General features: G+C 56.8%; 17 protein-coding genes. 10 read left to right on the top strand and 7 right to left on the bottom strand.

Annotation, left to right across the window (positions count from 1 at the left end; genetic code table 11):
* Window positions 1–95: 95 nt before the first annotated feature.
* Genes BVH74_RS17705 through BVH74_RS17735 form a run of 7 tightly spaced genes read right to left on the bottom strand, consistent with a single transcriptional unit; the run spans window position 96 to window position 8,006 of the window.
* Window positions 96–1,721 (bottom strand): DUF1302 domain-containing protein, encoded by a 1,626-nt coding sequence (locus tag BVH74_RS17705; RefSeq protein ID WP_080051384.1) that lies wholly within the window; start codon window positions 1,719–1,721, stop codon window positions 96–98.
* A gap of 48 nt (window positions 1,722–1,769) precedes the next feature.
* Window positions 1,770–2,861: an MBL fold metallo-hydrolase gene (locus BVH74_RS17710; RefSeq protein ID WP_231705539.1), complete on the bottom strand. Its 1,092-nt coding sequence runs from the start codon at window positions 2,859–2,861 to the stop codon at window positions 1,770–1,772.
* A complete protein-coding gene (locus tag BVH74_RS17715) occupies window positions 2,858–4,720 on the bottom strand; it encodes a long-chain-acyl-CoA synthetase (RefSeq protein WP_080051385.1) in 1,863 nt (620 codons plus the stop codon). The genes BVH74_RS17710 and BVH74_RS17715 overlap by 4 nt, the downstream gene beginning before the upstream one ends.
* The gene (locus BVH74_RS17720) at window positions 4,717–5,802 is read right to left on the bottom strand and encodes an alkene reductase (RefSeq protein ID WP_080051789.1); all 1,086 of its coding nucleotides are present in this window, start codon (window positions 5,800–5,802) and stop codon (window positions 4,717–4,719) included. Before BVH74_RS17720 ends, BVH74_RS17715 begins: the two co-directional genes overlap by 4 nt.
* Before the next feature lie 10 nt (window positions 5,803–5,812).
* Window positions 5,813–6,442, bottom strand: a complete 630-nt coding sequence (locus BVH74_RS17725; RefSeq protein WP_080051790.1) for a nuclear transport factor 2 family protein — start codon at window positions 6,440–6,442, stop codon at window positions 5,813–5,815.
* 44 nt (window positions 6,443–6,486) lie between these two features.
* Window positions 6,487–7,260, bottom strand: coding sequence for an SDR family NAD(P)-dependent oxidoreductase (locus tag BVH74_RS17730; RefSeq protein ID WP_080051386.1), 774 nt, complete (start codon window positions 7,258–7,260; stop codon window positions 6,487–6,489).
* Window positions 7,261–7,271: 11 nt separating this feature from the next.
* A complete protein-coding gene (locus BVH74_RS17735; protein WP_080051387.1) occupies window positions 7,272–8,006 on the bottom strand; it encodes an SDR family NAD(P)-dependent oxidoreductase in 735 nt (244 codons plus the stop codon).
* A 216-nt stretch (window positions 8,007–8,222) separates the two neighbouring features.
* Here BVH74_RS17735 and BVH74_RS17740 point away from each other — a divergent pair, with 216 nt between their 5' ends.
* From BVH74_RS17740 to cysN, 10 genes are all read left to right on the top strand, one after another.
* Window positions 8,223–9,545 (top strand): spinster family MFS transporter, encoded by a 1,323-nt coding sequence (locus tag BVH74_RS17740; protein WP_080051388.1) that lies wholly within the window; start codon window positions 8,223–8,225, stop codon window positions 9,543–9,545.
* 18 nt (window positions 9,546–9,563) lie between these two features.
* Window positions 9,564–10,403 carry an alpha/beta fold hydrolase gene (locus BVH74_RS17745; RefSeq protein ID WP_080051389.1) on the top strand — a complete coding sequence of 280 codons (840 nt, stop codon included), beginning with the start codon at window positions 9,564–9,566 and terminating at the stop codon, window positions 10,401–10,403.
* 49 nt (window positions 10,404–10,452) lie between these two features.
* Complete coding sequence (locus tag BVH74_RS17750) at window positions 10,453–12,576, top strand: oxidoreductase (RefSeq protein WP_080051390.1); 2,124 nt, start codon at window positions 10,453–10,455, stop codon at window positions 12,574–12,576.
* Window positions 12,577–12,625: 49 nt separating this feature from the next.
* Window positions 12,626–13,303: an NADPH-dependent F420 reductase gene (npdG, locus tag BVH74_RS17755; RefSeq protein WP_080051391.1), complete on the top strand. Its 678-nt coding sequence runs from the start codon at window positions 12,626–12,628 to the stop codon at window positions 13,301–13,303.
* A gap of 15 nt (window positions 13,304–13,318) precedes the next feature.
* The gene (cofE, locus tag BVH74_RS17760) at window positions 13,319–14,071 is read left to right on the top strand and encodes a coenzyme F420-0:L-glutamate ligase (protein ID WP_080051392.1); all 753 of its coding nucleotides are present in this window, start codon (window positions 13,319–13,321) and stop codon (window positions 14,069–14,071) included.
* A complete protein-coding gene (gene cofD, locus BVH74_RS17765; protein ID WP_080051393.1) occupies window positions 14,068–15,048 on the top strand; it encodes a 2-phospho-L-lactate transferase in 981 nt (326 codons plus the stop codon). The genes cofE and cofD overlap by 4 nt, the downstream gene beginning before the upstream one ends.
* Before the next feature lie 234 nt (window positions 15,049–15,282).
* Entirely contained in the window at window positions 15,283–15,924 is a 642-nt protein-coding gene (gene cofC, locus BVH74_RS17770) for a 2-phospho-L-lactate guanylyltransferase (protein ID WP_177344554.1), read from the top strand.
* Entirely contained in the window at window positions 15,900–18,329 is a 2,430-nt protein-coding gene (gene cofH, locus BVH74_RS17775) for a 5-amino-6-(D-ribitylamino)uracil--L-tyrosine 4-hydroxyphenyl transferase CofH (protein ID WP_080051395.1), read from the top strand. The genes cofC and cofH overlap by 25 nt, the downstream gene beginning before the upstream one ends.
* A gap of 25 nt (window positions 18,330–18,354) precedes the next feature.
* Window positions 18,355–19,287 carry a sulfate adenylyltransferase subunit CysD gene (gene cysD / locus BVH74_RS17780; RefSeq protein ID WP_269434115.1) on the top strand — a complete coding sequence of 311 codons (933 nt, stop codon included), beginning with the start codon at window positions 18,355–18,357 and terminating at the stop codon, window positions 19,285–19,287.
* Complete coding sequence (gene cysN / locus BVH74_RS17785; RefSeq protein ID WP_080051397.1) at window positions 19,287–21,194, top strand: sulfate adenylyltransferase subunit CysN; 1,908 nt, start codon at window positions 19,287–19,289, stop codon at window positions 21,192–21,194. Before cysD ends, cysN begins: the two co-directional genes overlap by 1 nt.
* The last annotated feature ends 22 nt before the right edge of the window (window positions 21,195–21,216 follow it).

Genomic DNA, 21,216 nt, shown 5'->3' on the forward strand with positions numbered 1-21,216 from the left:
TGTTGTATCTTCATCATTATGATCAACGGCATCTTGGACTCATCGTCCAATCAGACTACAGGTGCCGACTTAGATGCCTGAGAAATACAACTCTATTAAAAGGAATATTTGGCACCAAAAGTGATATTGTCGCGATCAGATAAATTCCGACGTCTTTCAGGGTTGGCTGAACTCAGATAAGCGGTATATGTAGTACTCAGCTCAAGATTGTTCAATCTACGGAAAGTCATACCAACCGAGAGACGCTTATCATCCTGACCTGCAGCAATAGTCCCAGTCAGAGGTGTTGCTCCTTCAACAACATGTGACCAGTTGATTGGTACATTGAGGTCCCAACCAGAGAAGATACCTGGGTAAGACAGAACAGCCTGAAGCGTGTAAGCAGTTGCTGACTTGGTCTGCCATGCAGTATCAGTTTTGTAGGTAAAATCCTTACTACCACCTGGGTGGCGATCCACACTATTGGCCCGTTGATGAACAATTTCACCAACAAAGGTTGTCGAGCTAGCCCATGGCATATGCCCTAATGCGTGAATAAAACTCAACTGCATTTGCTGTCCTGCCCCTGTTGTAGCTGAAGGCCCACCTTGAGTCATCACGTTGATAGGTGCACCTGTACGATAGGACCACTCGCCGCCAATTTGTGTGTCACCCCAACGAGTAGAGACACTCATCCCAGTCAACTTTATATCTTCGTAATACTCAACCTGGTAGGTAGTTGGCAAAAAAGGACTGATGGGGTTCAAACCAAAACCACCCTGTGAGATTCCTGCAGGATTACGATCATGATAACGAACGTGGAAAAGCCCAAGTTCCCAATCCAGGTTAGGTCGGTACATCGCCCGTACACCATATTGGCCACTGGAACGTGGCTTATTGGTACCCGCATAGTTAATCTGAGTATTGAATCCGGGCGCCAGATTTACCAGAATAAACTCGCGACCTGGGCCCACAACATCAGTGGTTGACAAGTAGGAACCTACAGGATTTAGCTCATTACCTTTCCACTCATATTGGTAATATGCCTCAAGGCCAAAATCCGGTGTAACTGACCAGGCTGCCGAAACCTGCCCCACAGGCAATAGAATATCCTTTACCTCAACACCTGGCTGGCCGGAGTTAACTACGTTGACAGGTCCCTGTACGCCGTTTACGCCGGGATAGAACAAACCTTCGCCCCAGGCAACCATGTGTCGCCCGGCTTTTACGCTTAACCCCTGATCACTTGGCAAATCGAAATCGGCAAACACATAAGCATCAAGAAAGCGCGTCTGGCCACCAGAATACTTTTTGGCATCACTGGTAAAGCGGTCGTTACGGCCTGACTTATTGATAGTACCAGGAGAGTCATTGTCATTCTTGCTGTGATACACATGATCATAAAAGGTACTGGCGCGAAGCACCGCGCCATAGTTGTCCTGGCGATAGATCATCTCACCCAGCACACTGAGCCGGTTGGTGGTCAGTGAGTGACGATCAAAGTTGCGGTTGCCATCATCGGCATTGATGTTGTCGATCAGTTTAGAGTCCTGGCTGCGCATACGGACACCGATGCCGTAACCAGTTGTCACTGTCCAATCGAGAGTAGCACCATTGGAAAAGTTGATGGGTTCACCCGCGTGCACGCTGGTGGAAGAGACAGCAGCAACTGCCAGAGCCAGGGAGGCAAAGGCGAAAGTAGCCGACGCACGACGCGTACTCTTCTTGTTATTGTTGTTCATAACTGCTCCTATCGATTCAGGTTGAATAAACCCTTCCTGTGGGGTGTGTTACACGTGAATGTCTTCTGGCAAAGCGAAAGCCTGACCGTCACTGCGTCTGAGGCTGTATACCCAGGCCTCGTTGTGCAGTTCGCGATGCAGGACTCCCTCTTCCATAAGGAAATTCAGATGTGCTTGGGTCTCCCCGATGGCCATCAGCAGATCAAAACTGTTGCGCACCCGCGGGAAAAGCACGGCACGACACTGGTCCACTCCCTGTGGCGTTTCGAGCGCCTCACTGAGCAGATCAAGATGACGTTCGTGATGTTGTTGCAACTGCTGCAGCCGGTGATGCAGCCCGTAGAACGGCAGTTCATGGGCAGGGAAAACCAGAACGCTGTCCGGCAGGTTGCGAAAACGCTTGATCGAAGCCAGCCATTCACCTAAGGGGTTAGCCTCAGGCTCCGTTACGGTGATGCAGATACTTGAGGTAATGCGCGGCAACACCTGATCGCCGGACAACAGCATTTGATCCTCTTCGCTGTACAGGCATGCGTGTTCAGGCGAGTGACCCGATCCGACCACCACACGCCAGTGACGCCGGCCGATCTTGAGAATGTCGCCATCACGCAAACGCCGGTAACTGTGCGGCGCCTCATTACTGAAGAAAGTGTCACTGACCGCGCCGAGCAACTGCTGTACCTGCTCAGCCTCCAACCCGGCCCGAAGATAGAACTGCTGGAACTGCCATGGCGTTTCAGCATCTTTGGGATTGGGCTGTAGAATTGAGCTGTACTCCCCGAAGGTCATGTAGACCGGGCACTGGAAGCGATCACTCAGCCAGGCGAGCATGCCGGTATGGTCGTAGTGACAATGCGTGGCGATCACTGCCAGGATCGGCTTGCTCTCTAATGCGCCACTCAACACCTGCTCCCAAACAGAATGGCTCTGCGGGGTGTTCAGCCCGGTATCGACAACCACCCAGCCATGCTCATGCTGCAGCAGATACAAATTGATATGATCCAGGCCGAACGGCAGCGGCATACGCAGCCATAGCATCCCTTCAGCCACCTGCATGACCTCTCCGGCATCGGGTGCACGGTCCCAGGGGAAGCGCAGGCCCACCTGCGCCTCCCGAGTCTGCAGGCTGATCTCGCTCACGCTGATTCTCCATCGAAGGCAGGCAGGCCGTTACGCGCCAGAGCCTCTGGGCTATAGAGCACGTAGCACTGATCGGTGTCGTCCTTGATGTAGAGAGGGTCGTCGAACAGCTCCGGGTTGTAACCCTGACGCTGCAGGTCAACTTTGCGCAGCTTGAAAGTGCTGGTCATATCAGCCATGGCAGATACGCGGACAAATACCGGCACGGCATAATGCGGCACGCGACTACAGGCGAACGAGTGGAAAGCCTGCGGATCAAAAACATGCCCAGGTTGCATCAATATTGCAGCCATACCGGCACGCCCTTCATGCCCCGGCACCCGGACACCGTAGATATTGATCAGCTCCATGCCCGGGAAATCACCTAGGGCATCAGCCACTTCCAGAGTCGAGACGTTTTCGCTCTTCCAGCGGAAGGTATCGCCAATCCGATCGACGAAATAACAGTAGCCATCTTCGTCATAGCGCAGCAGGTCACCCGAACTCCACCAGGCATCGCCATCCATGAAGACGTTGCGCAGGATCTTTTTCTCGGTAGCCTCAGCCGAGGTATAGCCCTCGAAACGACCAGCGCCGATTTCTGGATGATCAACAATAAAGCCAACAGCCTCACCCACCTCTCCCGGCTGACAATGCACATAACGCCCATGCTCATCGCGCACATGGGTCTGGGTCTGGGTATCGAACTTGAGCAGTCGGAGGTTGGTCTTGTCCCAGAAAGGCACTCGCCCGCAGGAGCCGACATGGTTATCCAGATTGATGGTTGCGGCATTAGCCTCGGTTGAGCCCCAGCCCTCGAATACTTCAATCGGCCCAAAACGCTCCAGCCAGCGGGTCCAGACATCCTTGCTCAAACCAGCGCCAAGCATGCAACGCAGGATGTGCTGACGATCTCCGGACTGTGCCGGCTTGTTCAACAGGTAACGGCAGATCTCGCCGATGTACTGGAAAATGGTTACGTGGTTGTCGCGTACATCACTCCAGAACGCGCTGGCACTGAACTTGCGTCGAAACACGATGGACGCACCGGAAGCCAGAGCAGTTGAAGTCACCGAGGTAGCGGCTGCGCCGTGGTACAACGGCAGGCAGCAATAGAAGACATCTTCGGGCCGAGTTGCCAGAGACACCTGCATGACATCCCCTGAGGTCATCCAGCGCATGTGGCTGTATCTGGCCGCCTTGGGCAGGCCGGTAGTACCCGAGGTGAAGATGTAGAGCATGTCATCCTCAGCCTTGACGCCAGCCCGCAACTGCCGGTCCGGCTGCTTGACACTGGCTGCGTCAATAGCGGGATAGAAGCTCTGGTCAATGCTGCTCGGCAACTGTCCGGCGGCAGGCTTTTCTGCATCTGGCACCAGCCAGCATGGATAGTGTTCAACGCCCTCGGTTTCCAGGAACACTCCCAGGCACTCTTCGCCAACCACCACAGCCTTGGCGCCGGTGCTTTGCAATGCATGCAGCAGTGGCTTACCTGTCAGGTGGTAATTGATGAATGCGGTTGTGACCCCGATCTTGGCCAGCGCAAACCAGCAAAAGAAAAAGTCGGGACGGTTCTCCATGGCCATAGCACAGACATCACCGGCCCGCAGTCCGCGCTGGATGAATACCTCAGCGTATTGATTGGCCTTTTCATCCACCGCCTGGTAGCTGAAATGACAGCCGTTGTAGATCAGGAAATCCTTTTCAGCATGAGCTGCCGCCTGCTGTTCGAGACGATCAGCCAGCGTATAGTGATCCGCAGGCTTGATCCGCGTTGCAGCGGCCGAACGCAAATCCAGCTTGGCCTGGGTTTGCTCACGACTGGGAATATGTGCTGGCAGGGTTTGTTGTTCTTGTTCGACTAGGCCATGTGCACTCATGCATTTTCCTCCACAGGATTCTGGCTATACCGGGGGTAGTCGGTGTATCCCTCAGGTCCAGGGGAATACAGGGTCTTGCGCTCAAACGGAGCCAACGGCAGTTGATCGCGGATACGCTCAACCAGATCGGGATTGGCAATGAAATGTCGCCCGAATGACACAGCGTCCGCCTGCCCTTGGGTAATGGCTGCTTCAGCACTGTCAGGCTCAAACCCGTCATTGACGATCAAAGCGCCCTTGAACCGGGCACGAGCTACAGCAAAGGCGTCGACCTTGCGGGTATGCGCACGCATGATGTGCAGATACGCCAGGTTCATGCCGTCGATAACATGCAACAGCACATCAAGCGTCGCAGTTGGGTCGCTATCTTCGATATCGTTGAACTTGTTGCCAGGACAAAATCTCAGCCCAACCCGCCCCGCACCGATGGCCTCAGCCATACTGGCCAGCACTTCATGGGTAAAGCGGACCCGGTTCTCGACACTGCCGCCGTACTCATCAGTGCGCTGGTTGGCGTTTTCCGACATGAACTGCATCGGCAGATAGCCACTGGTACAATGCAGTTCAACCCCGTCAAATCCAGCCTCGCGAGCATTGATTGCTGCCTGACGGTAGTCGGCAATCACCTGACGGATTTCTTCACGACTCAAGGCATGGGGCATATCAGCCGCTGCCATACCGATTGCATCCGTGAACAATTCGATGTTGGCCTGCACCGCCGAAGGGGCCACTGTGCGACTGCCAGCTGGCTTGTTGTGGCTTGTAGCCGCGCGCCCACAGTGCATCAACTGCAGCACGATCTTCCCGCCTCGCGCATGGACGGCATCAGTCACTCGACGCCAGGCGGCAATCTGCTGGCTGTTATAAATGGCCGGAGTTCGGCAATAGCCCAACCCGTCAGCCGAGGGTGATGTCCCCTCAGCGACAATCAGGCCAGCACTGGCACGCTGCGCGTAGTAGTCGACCATGATCGCCGTGGGTATTGCCTGGTCATCCGCGCGGCTGCGCGTCATCGGCGCCATGACGATGCGGTTGTTCAGCTCAAGCTCACCAAAACGGACAGGTTGCAATAATGCGTTCATCAGCATCCCCTCAGCGCACACGAATCTTCGGCGCTGGGGTATCACCCCGCATTTGCCGCAGAAAGTTTTCCAGCGGTGCTGGTTCGGCTACTTCAGGTAGCTGATCGCGCTCGGGACTGGTTGCCCAGAACGACTTCCAGGACGGAAACAGATCATGGAATGTGCCGTGGTAAGGTTCACGTCCCGGCCAGCGCATTTTCATGTCACCGATCGGCGGTTTGTTGAGATCCGTCGCGTACCAGTAGCAAGGCAGCCGTCGGCGGAAATACCACTGACCGTCGATGCGCTGATAGTCATCCCAGTAGAGCATCTGCATGATGACCCACTCGGCACCAGTCTCATGCTCGTTCTTGGAGTACACAACGCCAACAGCATTGTCGGCATCGACGAACTCAATGATGTGTTGCCCCAGGTGATGCGAGGTGCCGGTAAATTGATGCCGCAGCGTGTCATCGACCCAGGCCTTGAGGTGGGCACGACCAACCTTTTCCCGCCCCACGCGAATGTCAGGCGCAAACAGACTCACATGGGCATCCAGATCGCGCATGTCCAGTGACAATGAATACTTGCCGGCCAACTGACGAATCGCTTCAATCGATTCGAGCCGATCCAGTCGCTGTGCAAAGGTGTTCTGATCCATACTTTTGCCTTTTTCGGGCAGGTGCGGGCCCATGGCCCGCCCTGTCATTCGAGTACGGTGTAAAGGTCCGAGCTGCGGCCGCCATCCACGGCCAGGCTGGCCCCGGTGATGTAGGAGGCTTCATCCGATGCCAGGAAGAACACCGCATTGGCCAACTCATCGGCCTCGCCAACACGGCCCATCGGGATCAGCTTTTCAGTGTTGGTCCTGGATTTGTCGTCGCCCAGCATGCCGGCAGTCGCGGGGGTCGCTACCACGCCCGGCACGACCACATTGCAGCGCACATTGACTGGCGCCCCTTCGGAGGCCACGGCACGGCTGAAATTGATCACAGCAGCCTTGGCTGCTGAGTAACCGGACATCCAGGCGGTACCAAACACACCGCAGATCGAAGCGATATTGACGATGGCCCCACCACCCTGTGGCTTCATCAGCTTCATGGCCGTGCGGGTACCCCAGAATGTGCCGTCCACCGTAGTGGCAAAATTGACATGCCAATCCTGAGTACTCATCTGATCAACCCCGCCCCAGGTGTAGGCCATGGCGTTGTTGACCATGACATCCAGGCGGCCATACTCGGCTGCAGTGGACTCGATGGCTGCGACAAAAGCCTTCTCATCGCTGACATCAGCAACCCGATACGCGGCCTTGCCTCCTGCCTGTTCGATCTGGGCCACTACTGTCTTCAAAGGCTCTTCCCGGCGACCACAAATCACCACGATGCCGCCCTCTGCCGCCATTTTTCGGGCAGTAGCGGCGCCGATACCCGAACCACCACCGGTTACAAAACAGACTTTGTTCTGCATGCGTGCTGTCATCACAGTTCTCCTCAGATAAAGGCCGAGCCGCCATTGATGGTGATGTTCTGACCGGTAATGAAGCTGGCCTCATCGCTGGCCAGGAAGGCCGCGGCACGAGCAATCTCGACAGGTTGGCCGAGGCGACCCAAAGGAATGGCCGCAATCATCGACTGCATCCACTCATCCGGAATACCTGCCATCATCGGGGTATCGGTTGGGCCTGGAACGATGGTGTTGACGCGGATACGGTAGGGCGCCAGCTCTCGCGCCAAACTGCGAGTCAGCCCCATGACGCCAGCCTTAGAGGCTACGTAGTGGCTTGGGCCTTCACCGGTCACGGCACCGGTGCTGGAGAAATTGATGATGGTTCCTGCGGTTTCCTTCGCCACCATCAGCCGGGCGGCTTCACGAGCACACAGGAAACTACCCTTGAGATTGACGCCGACCACCCGATCCCAGTGCTCGACCGGGGTATCCAGGAAACTGTCAACCGAACCGGTACCGGCATTATTGACAAGAATATCCAGGCGCCCCACCTCTTCAGTGATACGCTGCATGGCAGCCTGAACCGAGGCCTCGTCCATGACATTGCACACCAGTGCGCGGGCCTTGCCATTCAGCTCAGCCACACTGGCTACAATGGCCTGCTCATTGATATCAGCGGCATAGACGGTGGCGCCTTGCTGGACAAACTCGCGAACGATGGCAGCACCCATACCTTGGGCGGCGCCGGTCACGAAGGCAATCTTGTTATTGAGTTTCATGGCTGCTCCTCATTGGCTGACACAGGGTCAACCCGTTGACGGTTGCAGCTATGATTGATTGGCCGACAAGGCCCAACATCGTCCGTTGAGACTAAGGCTTTTAAAGGATGCTTGACCTTTCAGCACCACCATGATCTCAATGGTCTGAACGGACGATGCCGGCGATCATGACAATAGGGACTATCGAGCAAATGATAAAAATCCGGAGTCCTCGACGTGTCCACCAACAATCACAAAGTCACATGGCATACGCACTACGCGCTGCTGATCCTGGCGATAATCTATATCTTCAATTACATAGATCGTCTGCTGGTTTCTATTCTGATCGAACCAATCAAGCTTGAGTTTGGTGTCTCCGATACGTTGATCGGGCTACTCTCCGGCGTAGCGTTTGCTCTGTTCTACACCGTGTTCGGATTACCCTTCAGCCGTTTGGCCGATCGCATCGGACGCAAACCCGTCGTGGCCATGGCCTGTATCGCCTGGAGCCTGATGACCATGCTGTGCGGTGTAGCTACCAGCTTCGCGATGCTACTGCTGTTCCGTATCGGTGTAGCCGTCGGTGAAGCCGGTGGCTCAGCACCCTCGGTCGCGATGATTTCCGACCTTTACCCAGCCAATCAGCGTTCACGCGCACTCGCCGTTTTCCTTATGGGACCCGCTCTGGGTGCCGTATTCGGCCTGGGGGCCGGCGGCTGGATCGCCGAAATGTATGGTTGGCGCTGGGCATTCATCATCATCGGCGCACCAGGCGTATTGCTGGGTCTTATTCTGGCATTGACTGTCAGAGCTCCCACCAGAACGGCCAGCGATGCCAGCCTCCCGCAAGAGTCCTTCGCCAAGACGGTCCGCTCCCTGACCCGCACCCCGTCATATCTGCTGATTGTGACTGCCGGCAGCGTTGCTGCTATCGCTGGCTATGCCATTGGCACCTGGAATCCCAGCTTCCTGATCCGCTCCCACGGACTCAGCCTCAAAGAGGCGGGGATTCTGATGGGGCTGGGCGGCGGCATGATGTCCGTTGTCGGAACCCTGGCTTGTGGCTGGTTCACCGACCGAATGGTCAACAAGGATACTGGCTGGCAGTTGGGTACAGCACTGCTAGGCACTGTTATCAGCATTCCCTTCGGCCTGCTGTTCTTCCTTTGGCCGGCCGGAACTGCCTTCATGCTGGGTGAGATTGCCGTGCCCACCGCATTCTTCTTCTACCTGGGCTTTGCATTCTTCGGCACCTGGTGGACGGTGCCCTGCTTCGGCTCAATGAGCCACCTGTTCCCTGCCCACAAACTGGCCCAGGGCACAGCTATTTTCTTCATGGGCATCACCTTGCTAGGTGTAGGACTGGGCCCTCTGGTGGTCGGCATTCTGAGTGATTTCTTCACCCTGACTATCGGTTCCGAGGCGCTGCGCTATGCCCTGGCCAGCACTATTGGCTTACTGGCTATTACCTGCATCTGCTTTGCTTACGCCATTCCTCGCTATCGCCAGCAGGTAGCAACACCAGCAGATTCGATTGCAACTCAAACAGCCACAGCCTGATTATTCGGAGTCAAGCGCATGTCATCTCATACTCAACAAGATCTACCACTGCCTACTGGCGAATTCGTTACTCTGGACAATGGTCTGACCCTGCACTACCTGGATATCGGCACCGGCCCGGTGGTGGTCTGGCTGCACGGTAGTGGCCCAGGCGCCAGCGGCTTCAGCAACTTCAAGGGCAACTACCCAGCGTTCGAGAAAGCCGGCTTTCGCAATATCGTGCTTGATCTCCCAGGCTTTGGCCGGTCGGACAAACCGGACAACGTCAATTACGATCTGGATTTCTTTGTCGGTAACCTGAAAGCCCTGCTGGACAAGATTGGCATCCCCAAGGCGACACTGCTTGGCAACTCGCTGGGCGGCGCCATCGCGTTAGGCGCAGCACTTGCCCACCCCGAGCTGATCGAGAAACTTATTCTCATGGCCCCGGGGGGAGTTGAAGAACGTGAGACCTACTTTCAGATGGAAGGCATTTCACGCATGGTCGAAGTCTACAGCCAGGGACCGATGGGCATTGAGCAGATGCGTCAGGTCATGACCTTGCAACTGTTTGACAGCAGCCAGTTGCAGGACAGTCTGCTGGCAGAGCGGGTAGCCGTTGCGGTAACCCAGCCAGCCAATCTGTTCTCCACCATGATGGTGCCCAACATGACCAAGCGTCTGCATGAAATCCAGGCACCCATTCTTGGCTTCTGGGGTACCAACGATCTGTTCAACCCCCCATCGGGCAGTTTCAAGATCCTCGACAACGCACCCAATGCCCGCTTCACCATGCTCAACCGTTGTGGGCACTGGGTGCAGGTTGAGCATCAGTCACTATTCAATCGCCAGTGCCTCGATTTTCTGGGCAACGCCTGACCCTCAACTCCCATGCCGCACTGCCCAGTGCGGCTTCGAGGTAAGTTTCATGTCCTACAAACACCTTCTTGCGCCAGGCAATATCGGCAAACTGTCGCTACGCAACCGCATCATCATGGCACCGATGGGTTCGAATTTCGCCGAAGCCGACGGCACCTGTGGCGAGCGTATCCAGGCCTACTATGAGGCACGTGCCGCAGGCGGTGCCGGCTTGCTGATCATGGGTGTCTGTGCCGTGGCCTTTCCGGCCGGCACCGCCGAACCGTTCCAGGTTGGGGTTTCCGATGACCGGTTCATACCGGGCCTGCAGCGTCTCGCCGAGCGGGTACACCAGCACGGCGCCAAGATTGCCATGCAGTTGCAGCACGCGGGCAAAACTGCCACGCGCGACCTGGCCGAAGGCCGTGAGCTGTGGGTACCCTCCATGCCTCCGCCATTGAAGACCGACATGATGGCGGCCCTCACTCCAGAGGAGCTCGGCAACTTTATCAGTGGCAACAAAGGAGCTGGGCGTCCAACCATCCGGGTGATGCAAAAGCCCGATATCGAGCAGATGGTCGAGTGGTTCGCCAGCGCCGCCGCGCGCGCGCAGCAGGCAGGTTTCGATGGTGTCGAGATCCATGCGGCTCACAGCTACATCATTGCCGGTTTTCTTTCCCCCTACTACAACAAGCGCGAGGACGAATACGGTGGCAGCATCGAGAACCGTGCCCGTCTGATGCTGGAGATTCTGCGCGAAGTTCGTAGCCGAACTGGTGATACGTTTGGTGTGTGGCTACGCCTGGACGCCAAGGAACTGCACACCGAAGGTGGTATCACCCTGGATGAGTGCAAGGCTTTTGCCCGCATGGCCGAGGCAGCCGGTGCCGACGCAGTGTCGGTTTCGGCCTACGCCACCATCAAGACTGGCGTCGCCTTTACCGAAGCCCCCCTGGTACAAAAGCCTGCCGGCTTCCTCGACTGGGCCGCAGAGGTCAAACAGGCCGTCAAGGTTCCCGTAATCGCCGTTGGTCGTCTGGAGCCAGAGGTAGCTGAAAAGGCCATTGCCAATGGGCAGTGCGATTTTGTCGCCATGGCCCGCAAGATGCTGGCCGACCCTGAACTGCCCAACAAGCTGGCACGCAATGATGCCGCCTCGATTCGCCCCTGCATCTACTGTTATGTCTGCGTCAGCCAGATATTCGTCAACGAACGGGTCAAATGTGCAGTCAATCCCTTTACCGGCCATGAGTACCAGCGGGTAATCACCCCCAGCGAATCACCCAGGCATATTCTTGTGGTCGGCGCAGGTCCGGCCGGGCTGGAAGCCGCTCGTCTGGCTAGTCTGCGCGGACACAGGGTAACGCTGGTCGAGCGCAGCAACCGCCTTGGCGGAACGCTGTTCTTCGCAGCATTGGCCTACCCCGAGAACGGCGCACTACTGGACAATCTGGTTCACCAGGTCAAGCAATTGCCGATCGATATCAGACTCAACACCACAGCCACAGCCGAATTGGTCGAGCAATTGAATCCCGACCATATTCTGGTTGCCAATGGCGCCAAGCGTGCCGCACCGAATATTCCGGGCGCTACAGCCAAACATGTATGGAGTGGTGACGAGTTACGCCGCCTGATGACCGGCGACGGCGCCGACGAAATCGCCAAGGCCAAGCTCTCTCTGACCCAGCGTACCCTGATGAAGGCTGGCAGCCTGACCGGAGCCAACAACAGTACCGACGCGCTGAAACAGTTGTCCAAACTGTGGATGCCTCTGGGCAAACAGGTAGTCATTATCGGAGGTGGGTTGGTCGGACTCGAGTTGGCGGAATTCCTAGTCGAGCGTGGCCGCCAGGTCACCATTCTTGAACCCAGCGAGAGCCTGGGGCGTGAGTTATCTATCGTGCGCCGCTGGCGAGTGCTGGACAACCTGCACCAGCATAAGGTGTCAATGCTCACCCAGACCAAGGTTATCAGCATTGACCAGGCTCAGGTGCACTACCTGGACGACAAGGGGAATCAACAGCAGCTTGCCATGGACTCAGTGGTGCTGGCATTGGGCGCCGGCCCGGATGAGAGTTTGAGCATAGCGCTGGGCAAGACCGGTAAACCGGTTCAGAGCATTGGTGATTGCAGCAACCTGGGATACATCGAGGGTGCTATCCGGTCAGCCACTGAAACCGTGCTGGCCCTCTAAGGTTCTTTAGAAACCAATCTAAACAACGATCATTGCCAGGAGACAAGGCATGACTGCACGCATCTACACAATCGGCATCCTGGGCGGCACAGGTAACCTCGGCAACGCTCTGGCAGCGCGCTGGGCAAAGGCCGGGCACCGAGTGATACTCGGTTCACGGGATGCCGCAAAGGCCCGTCAGAGAGCCGAGGAAATGTCCACTACGCTTGGCACAGAGATACGCTTTGGCAGCAATCAGGACACAGCCGAGCAGGCCGAAATCATCGTGCTGGCGGTGCCCTTCGCCAATCAGACAGATGCCATCGAAGAGGTTCGTCCGGCGCTAGCCGGGAAGATACTGCTAGACACCACGGTGCCTCTGCTACCACCCAAGGTAATGCGCGTGCAGATGCCCGCTGAGGGCTCAGCCGCCCAACGCGCTCAACTGGTCGCTGGAGAAAACGTACGCGTTGTGTCGGCCTTCCACAATGTGGCAGCCCACAAGTTGGCCAGCGCGCACAAACTGGAAGGTGATGTACTGGTATTTGGTGATGACCTTGAAGCGCGCAAGGTAGTGGTTGAACTTGCCAATGCGACCGGTCTACGCGGCTTGCATGCAGGCGCTTTGGCCAACTCAGTCGCTGCCGAAGCGCTGACTTCTGTGCTGATCTTCATGAACAAGCACTACGCTGCCGATGGTGCCGGCATTCGTATCACCGGCGAACTCGACGCGGGAAAACTGGGCTAGAAACAGGAGTTCGCCATGCATGTCGTCCCTCTGGTTGGACTGCCGGAAATCAGCCCTGGTACCGAGCTGGCCGACCTGCTCGCAGCTCGACTGCAAACCGAAACCGTGGACTGGGGCAGCTCACCGCTGCTGGTGTTGGCACAAAAGATCATTTCCAAGGCCGAGGGCCGCTACGTCGATCTTGCCGAGATAACGCCTGATGCCCAAGCGCTTGAACTAGCCAGAGTAACCGGCAAGGATCCGCGCATGATCAGTCTGATCCTTGCAGAGTCCAGCGAAGTGGTTCGCGCTGTTCCCGGTCTCATCATCGTTCGCCACCGGCTGGGCTACGTCATGGCCAATGCGGGTATCGATCAGTCGAATATTCCAATGCAGGGTCGTGATCTCGCCCTGCTGCTTCCTGAAGATCCGCATGCATCAGCCCGTCACTTGCTCGAGCAACTGCGCAAACTCGAGTGTCCTTTGGCCGGGATAATTATCAGCGACAGCTTCGGTCGTCCCTGGCGTCAAGGCGTGGTCAATATCGCCCTGGCCAGTGCCGGTATCCCTGCACTAATTGATCGTCGCAACACCGCTGATCGCCATGGGCGGACTCTGCAAGTCACTCAGATCGCCTTTGCCGATGCCGTCGCCGCCGCTGCGGGACGGGTTATGGGTGAGGCCGAAGAAGGGGTACCGGCTGCGCTGGTCTGTGGGCTCATGACACAGGCTCCGGAGGTAGACTGCCGGGCCCTACTGCGGCCACCGGAAATGGATCTGTTTCAATGAGCACCCAGTCCTGCCCCCGGGTCCTGGCTTTAAGCGGTGGCGTCGGCGGGGCCAAGCTGGCCCATGGTCTTTATTCAATCCTGCCTGACTGGCAGTTGCAGATCGTGGTCAATACCGGAGATGACTTCGAGCACCTGGGACTGCACATCAGTCCCGACATCGACACCCTGCTCTACACCTTGTCAGGCCTGGCCAACCCCGCAACCGGCTGGGGCCGCGATGGAGAGCAATGGCTATGTATGGAAGCGCTGTCGCAACTAGGTGAAGCCGATTGGTTTCAGTTGGGTGACCGTGATCTGGCTATGCATCTTTCACGTAGCCATCGTCTGCGTCAGGGCTCAACGCTGACCCAGATCACCCAGTACCAGGCCGAACGTCTGAGCATACAGGCGCGGATCACACCGATGTCAGACGACCCCGTGCCCACTCGGGTTCATACTGATGCCGGCCAGCTCGATTTCCAGCATTATTTTGTCAAGGAGCGCTGCCTGCCGCAGGTTCATGCGCTTGAATATACCGGAGCAGACGCGGCACAGCCTGCACCCGCAGCATTGGCCGCCCTTCAGGAGGAAACTCTGGAAGCTGTGATCATCTGCCCTTCCAACCCTTATCTGAGCATCGCCCCCATATTGGCACTTCCTGGATTTCGAGAAGCATTAAGGAACACGCGAGCTCCGGTTATTGCTGTATCCCCTCTCGTCAACCGCAAGGCGATCAAAGGACCTACGGACAAGATAATGCGCGAACTGAGCATCCAGGTTAGCTCTGCCAGCATTGCCAACCACTATGCCGATTGCCTGGATGGTCTTGTGATCGATTACAGCGAACAAACCCTGGCCCACACACTGCCATTACCTACCCTAGTGACCAACACCTTGATGCAGAACAACGACGATCGGTGCCAACTGGCTCACGCCTGCCTGAACTTTGCCTCTGAACTCAAACAAGCGAAGAACCAAAACCGAGCTTTTTCATAAAACCAGCACCGCCCCGCAAAAATCAGATGTAACCACTTGAAAATAAATATTTTTTTAAAACTCACTCGAATCAAAAAAGATACCGAAAGCGAGTAGAACCGAGCAAATTCAGTTGTTTGAATGGAGGTAACCAGGGAGTTACCTCATGCTCAACACCCACAAAGTCACCACGTACCAGAACAGCCCCCAGTCCAGAAGCTGGCTGTCACTGCCGCAGCTCGTGGAGACCTGGACATGAGCTGCTGGGCCCTTATTCCGCTTAAAAATACCTGTCTCAGCAAAAGCCGGCTGATGCCACACCTGACGCGGCAACAACGGCAAGCATTGATCGACCACATGCTCGATAGGGTCATAGACGCTGCCAGGTCCTGTGCTCATGTCGATGCCGTCGCACTGGTTGGCAGCCGGCTTCCCCCCAGATCGGACCTGCTGATTCTGCAGGAGCGCCAGCCCGGACTAAACCCGGCGCTGAAACAAGCGCGCAGCGTGCTGCGCCAGAAGGGAGCGCAAGAGCTGGTCATTCTGCATGCCGATCTACCGTTGATCCGTGCAGATGATATCGATGCCTTGATCGAACAAGGTCGCCAACAGGGTCTGGGAATTGCCCCGGACAAGCTTGATCAGGGCACCAATGCGCTCTACCTGCCCACAGACCTGCCGTTCGATTTCCAGTTTGGTAACACCAGCCTGCGCTGCCATGTCGCTGGGGCCAATGACCTGCATATCCAGCCAGCGCTTGTGCGTCGTCAGGGGCTTGGCCTTGACATCGACACTCTTGACGACTTAACGGCGCTGGGCAGCGAGACCGCCGCCCTCTTCGCTCATACCACACGCTTCGGGAGTTCATCCTCATGGAAACTGTCGGCACTTTGTTGAATCAATTGCGTCAAGACGTACGCCTCGGCCGCGACGAACTCATGCTTCTGGGTGAAAAGGCCCCGTTAAGCGCGCTGATGGCCTGTGCGCAAGAGCTCACCCTAGCGGGGCATGGTCAACTGGTCGGCTACTCGCGCAAGGTGTTCATTCCCCTGACACGTCTATGTCGAAACACCTGCGGCTATTGCACCTTTGCCACCTCACCGAAAAAACTGACCTCAGCCTACCTGAGCCCTGATGAGGTTCTTGAGATCGCTCGAGCCGGGGCCGCACAAGGTTGTCATGAGGCGCTTTTCACCCTGGGAGAAAGGCCCGAACTGCGCTATCAGCAGGCTCGCCAGGCACTGGCTGAGCTCGGCTACGCCACTACCCTGGAGTATCTGGCGGCAATGGCTGATCTGGTCTACCACGAGACCGGACTGCTGCCGCATATTAATCCAGGCACCATGCACCCGCATGAGGTGGTGCCACTACATGCTGTGTCAGCCTCCCTGGGAATCATGCTGGAAACCACCGCGCAACGTCTGTGCGAGCCGGGCGGGGCACACTGGAACTGCCCGGACAAACATCCCCAGGTACGCCTGGACACCCTGCGCAGTGCAGGTCAGCAAGGCGCTCCCATCACTTCAGGCTTGCTCATAGGTATTGGTGAAACGCGTACCGAACGTTTAGAGGCCTTACTCGAACTCCGCAGCCTGCAGGAGCAATACGGCCATCTTCAGGAACTCATCATTCAGAACTTCCGGGCCAAACCGGGTACCCGCATGGCATCGGCCGGCGAACCCGACTTGGATGAGCAGTTATGGACGATTGCCATGGCGCGACTGGCCTTTGGTTCACAGATGTCAATCCAGGCGCCACCGAACTTACGCCCGGAAGCCTTGGGGCAACTGTTGAGCGCCGGTGTAAATGACTGGGGTGGGATCTCCCCCGTCACCCTGGACCATGTCAATCCCGAGGCGGCCTGGCCACAAATAGAGCAGTTGGCAGTTGAAACAGCACGCTCTGGTCGCCACCTGCTTCAGCGTCTGCCGCTGGTTCCAGCCTTTGTCCGTGAAGTTGATCGCTGGGCAGCCCCGGAGATGGCGCGGGCCATTCGCCGCAACAGCGATAGTCGAGGTTATGCACGTGGCGAACAATGGTATCCCGGTAGTGGCAAACCGTTGCCCGTCGGCGCCGCCCATCGCCTGCTCAACGGCCTTGGCCCCGCCAGTACCAATTTGCAGATTACCGACATCCTGGCCCGGGCTGCCAACCATCAGCGTTTGACCGAACAGGACATTGTCACCTTGTTCCAGGCCGAGGGTGCCGACCTGCAGGCGATCTTCCACCAGGCCGATGCTCTGCGTCAGGCTAGCTGTGGTGACAATGTCACCTTTGTGAACAACTGCAATATCAATTACACCAACATCTGCCTTTTCCGCTGCGGATTCTGCGCTTTTGCCAAAGGCCGAACGGCCAACCAGTTACGTGGCCCAGCCTATTTGCTGACACCGCAACAAGTCGCCGAGCGCGCCAAAGAAGCCTGGCAACAGGGCGCGCGGGAAGTCTGCATGCAAGGCGGAATCCACCCCGCGTTTACCGGTGAGACTTACTTGAGCCTGGTCAAGGCGGTCAAAGAGGTCGTGCCGGACATGCATGTGCACGCCTTCTCACCTCTTGAAATCAAACAGGGCGCCCAGACACTCGGGTTATCACTGCACGACTACCTGCAGCAACTGTATGACGCTGGCCTGCGTACACTGCCAGGCACCGCAGCGGAAATACTTGATGACCCGGTCCGGGCCAGACTGTGCTCCGACAAGCTCTCCACCCAGGAATGGCTTGAGGTCATGCGCACAGCCCACCGTTGCGGAATACGCAGCACAGCCACCATCATGTTTGGCCACCTCGACACGCCTCAAAACTGGGCCCGCCATCTGTTGGCGATCCATGACCTGCAGGCGCAAACCGGGGGCTTTACCGAATTCGTTCCGTTGCCCTTCGTGCATATGGAGTCACCCATCTGGCACAAGGGGCTTGCTCGCTCCGGCCCGACCCTACGTGAATGCCTGTTGATGCATGCCGTCAGCCGGCTGGTGCTGGACTCTGTCCTGCCGAATATCCAAACCTCCTGGGTCAAGATGGGTAACGATGGTGCAGCTCTATGCCTGCAGGTAGGCGCCAACGACCTGGGCGGAACCCTGATGTATGAGTCCATCACCCGCGCGGCTGGTGGCAACAACGGCCAACTGCAGACACCATCCAGCCTGCATGTCATCAGCAGCCGTTGTGGTCGTACCCTGCAACAACGCGACACCCTTTACCGGCCAATATCGCCGGCACTCCCACCGCTGACTATGTCACTTACCCAAAACATACCGCTTGTCGACTGCACGCTGGCTGTTGCAACCAGGCAGTCGTGATATCGACAGGCACTTACAACAATCAATAACCGCAACGAGGCAAACCATGTCATTAACTCATTTGCAGCGGCTGGAAGCCGAAAGCATCCAAATCATGCGTGAGGTTGTGGCCGAAGCCGAGTCACCGGTCATGCTGTACTCGATCGGCAAGGACAGCGCCGTCATGCTGCATATTGCGCGCAAGGCCTTTTACCCCTCTGCCCCACCATTTCCCCTACTGCATGTCGACACTCGTTGGAAGTTCCGGGAAATGTACGCATTCCGCGACCAGATGGCCAGTGACAGCGGCATGGAGCTGATTGTCCACATCAACCCTGAAGGCGTTGAGCACGACATAAACCCCTTTACTCATGGTTCGGCCGTTCACACCGACGTAATGAAGACCGAAGGGCTAAAACAGGCCCTTAACAAGTACGGCTTTGACGCCGCGTTTGGTGGCGCACGACGTGACGAGGAAAAGTCACGCGCCAAGGAGCGAGTCTTTTCTTTCCGTACAGCACAACATAACTGGGATCCAAAAAATCAGCGACCGGAGCTTTGGAAGCTATACAACGCTCGCAAAAACAAGGGTGAATCGATCCGCGTATTCCCCTTGTCCAACTGGACCGAGCTGGATATCTGGCAGTACATCCACCTGGAACAGGTGCCTATCGTGCCCTTGTATTACGCCGCCAAAAGACCCGTGGTAGACCTGAACGGCACCTTGGTAATGGTCGATGACGAACGCATTCTGCACTACCTCACACCAGAACAGCGAGACAGCATCTCGGAACGCATGGTGCGTTTCCGGACCCTGGGTTGTTACCCGCTGACCGGTGCAGTGGAATCCAGCGCGGTCAGCCTGCCGCAAATCATCCAGGAAATGCTGCTGACCAGAACATCCGAACGCCAGGGGCGGGTCATCGATCATGACACCGCAGCCTCCATGGAAAAGAAAAAACAAGAGGGGTATTTCTGATGGCCCATGTTTCTGACCTGATTGCCAAAGATATCGACACTTATCTGCAACAGCATGAACACAAAAGTCTCTTGCGCTTTATCACCTGCGGTAGTGTGGATGATGGTAAAAGTACGCTGATCGGCCGCCTGCTGTTCGAGTCGAAGATGCTGTTCGAGGACCAGTTGGCCGCCGTAGAAGCTGACTCGCGCAAGTTCGGTACACAGGGTGATGACATCGACTTCGCCCTGCTGGTCGATGGCCTGGCCGCCGAACGCGAACAAGGCATCACCATTGATGTGGCCTACCGCTTCTTCTCAACTGACAAGCGCAAGTTCATTGTTGCCGACACTCCCGGCCACGAACAATACACACGCAACATGGTCACCGGTGCCTCGACCGCAGATGCCGCTATTCTCATGGTCGATGCACGCAAGGGCATACTGACCCAAACCAGGCGCCACAGCTATCTAGTCTCCATGTTGGGCACCCGCCACGTCATAGTCGCCATCAACAAGATGGATTTGGTTGATTATCAGCAGCTCACCTACGAGCAGATCGTTGCCGATTATCGTCGGTTCGCTGCCGACCTGGGCATGAAGGATGTAATCTTCATTCCTCTGTCAGCGTTCAAGGGCGATAACATCGTTGAGCCCAGCACGCGCATGCCTTGGTACAAAGGCCCAACCCTGATGCAGGTGCTGGAACAGGCCGAGATCGACGACGACCACAGCACGCAGTTACCATTCAGGCTGCCAGTACAGTGGGTCAACCGCCCCCATCTTGATTTTCGGGGCTATTGCGGAATGGTCACCAGCGGACGGATCAAGCCAGGGGATCGTGTACGCGTGCAGCCCTCGGGCAAGGAAAGCACAGTTGCCGCTGTCGTCACCATGGACGGCGAACTGAGCGAAGCGCTCGCCGGACAGTCAGTCACCCTAACCCTGACTGAAGAACTGGACATCTCTCGCGGCGATGTCATCTCCAGCGTCACGGGCCCTGCGGAGATTGCCGACCAGTTCGAATGCACCCTGGTATGGATGCATGACAGCCCGTTGCTGCCAGGACGTCCCTATCTGCTGAAGATCGGAACCCGAACCTTGACGGCCAGCGTCACCGAGATCAAGCATCAGGTCAACATCAATACCCTGGACAAACAACCGGCCAAATCGCTGGAACTGAATGCTATCGGCCTTTGCAATCTGAGCCTGGACCGGGCTATAGCCTTCGACCCCTACGCCGACAACCGCGACATGGGCAGTTTCATTCTGATTGATCGCTTCAGCAACAATACCGTTGGTGCCGGCCTGATCAATTTCGCCTTGCGCCGCGCCAACAACATCCATCAGCAACCACTGGATGTCAACAAGGCCGCACGCGCACAGCTCAAGCTGCAAAAAGGCTGCGTACTCTGGTTCACCGGTTTGTCCGGCGCAGGAAAGTCCGCCATTGCCAATGCCGTGGAGAAGCGTCTGTTTTCCATGGGTCAGCACACCTATCTGCTCGATGGCGACAATGTCCGTCATGGTCTGAACAAGGACCTAGGCTTCACCGATGTCGATCGCGTCGAGAACATCCGCCGCATCGCCGAAGTATCCAAGCTTATGGTCGATGCCGGCCTGATCGTATTGACAGCCTTCATATCGCCTTTTCGTGCCGAACGGGATATGGCTCGCACGCTCGTTGAAAGCGATGAATTCATCGAAATTTTCGTCGATACGCCACTGGATGTGGCAGAACAGCGAGACGTTAAAGGGCTGTACCGCAAGGCCCGCAAGGGTGAACTCAAAAATTTCACTGGCCTCGACTCTCCTTATGAAGCGCCACAGAACCCGGACCTGCGCATCGATACCACTCACATGAACATCGACAGCGCCGCCGACCTGATCATCGATCTGCTCAAGACCCGCAAGGTCGTATGCGCATAAGCAGTCCTGCCGCTAACATAGG

This window comes from Halopseudomonas phragmitis (assembly GCF_002056295.1).
Lineage (GTDB): Bacteria > Pseudomonadota > Gammaproteobacteria > Pseudomonadales > Pseudomonadaceae > Halopseudomonas > Halopseudomonas phragmitis.

Bases quoted from the DNA above. Each gene is read 5' to 3' on its own strand.
- cofE (WP_080051392.1), top strand. From the start codon at position 13,319: ATGCATGTCGTCCCTCTGGTTGGACTGCCGGAAATCAGCCCTGGTACC.
- BVH74_RS17705 (WP_080051384.1), bottom strand. From the start codon at position 1,721: ATGAACAACAATAACAAGAAGAGTACGCGTCGTGCGTCGGCTACTTTC.
- BVH74_RS17750 (WP_080051390.1), top strand. From the start codon at position 10,453: ATGTCCTACAAACACCTTCTTGCGCCAGGCAATATCGGCAAACTGTCG.
- BVH74_RS17715 (WP_080051385.1), bottom strand. From the start codon at position 4,720: ATGAGTGCACATGGCCTAGTCGAACAAGAACAACAAACCCTGCCAGCA.
- BVH74_RS17725 (WP_080051790.1), bottom strand. From the start codon at position 6,442: ATGGATCAGAACACCTTTGCACAGCGACTGGATCGGCTCGAATCGATT.
- BVH74_RS17730 (WP_080051386.1), bottom strand. From the start codon at position 7,260: ATGACAGCACGCATGCAGAACAAAGTCTGTTTTGTAACCGGTGGTGGT.
- BVH74_RS17720 (WP_080051789.1), bottom strand. From the start codon at position 5,802: ATGAACGCATTATTGCAACCTGTCCGTTTTGGTGAGCTTGAGCTGAAC.
- npdG (WP_080051391.1), top strand. From the start codon at position 12,626: ATGACTGCACGCATCTACACAATCGGCATCCTGGGCGGCACAGGTAAC.
- cofH (WP_080051395.1), top strand. From the start codon at position 15,900: ATGGAAACTGTCGGCACTTTGTTGAATCAATTGCGTCAAGACGTACGC.
- cofD (WP_080051393.1), top strand. From the start codon at position 14,068: ATGAGCACCCAGTCCTGCCCCCGGGTCCTGGCTTTAAGCGGTGGCGTC.
- BVH74_RS17745 (WP_080051389.1), top strand. From the start codon at position 9,564: ATGTCATCTCATACTCAACAAGATCTACCACTGCCTACTGGCGAATTC.
- BVH74_RS17735 (WP_080051387.1), bottom strand. From the start codon at position 8,006: ATGAAACTCAATAACAAGATTGCCTTCGTGACCGGCGCCGCCCAAGGT.
- cofC (WP_177344554.1), top strand. From the start codon at position 15,283: ATGAGCTGCTGGGCCCTTATTCCGCTTAAAAATACCTGTCTCAGCAAA.
- cysN (WP_080051397.1), top strand. From the start codon at position 19,287: ATGGCCCATGTTTCTGACCTGATTGCCAAAGATATCGACACTTATCTG.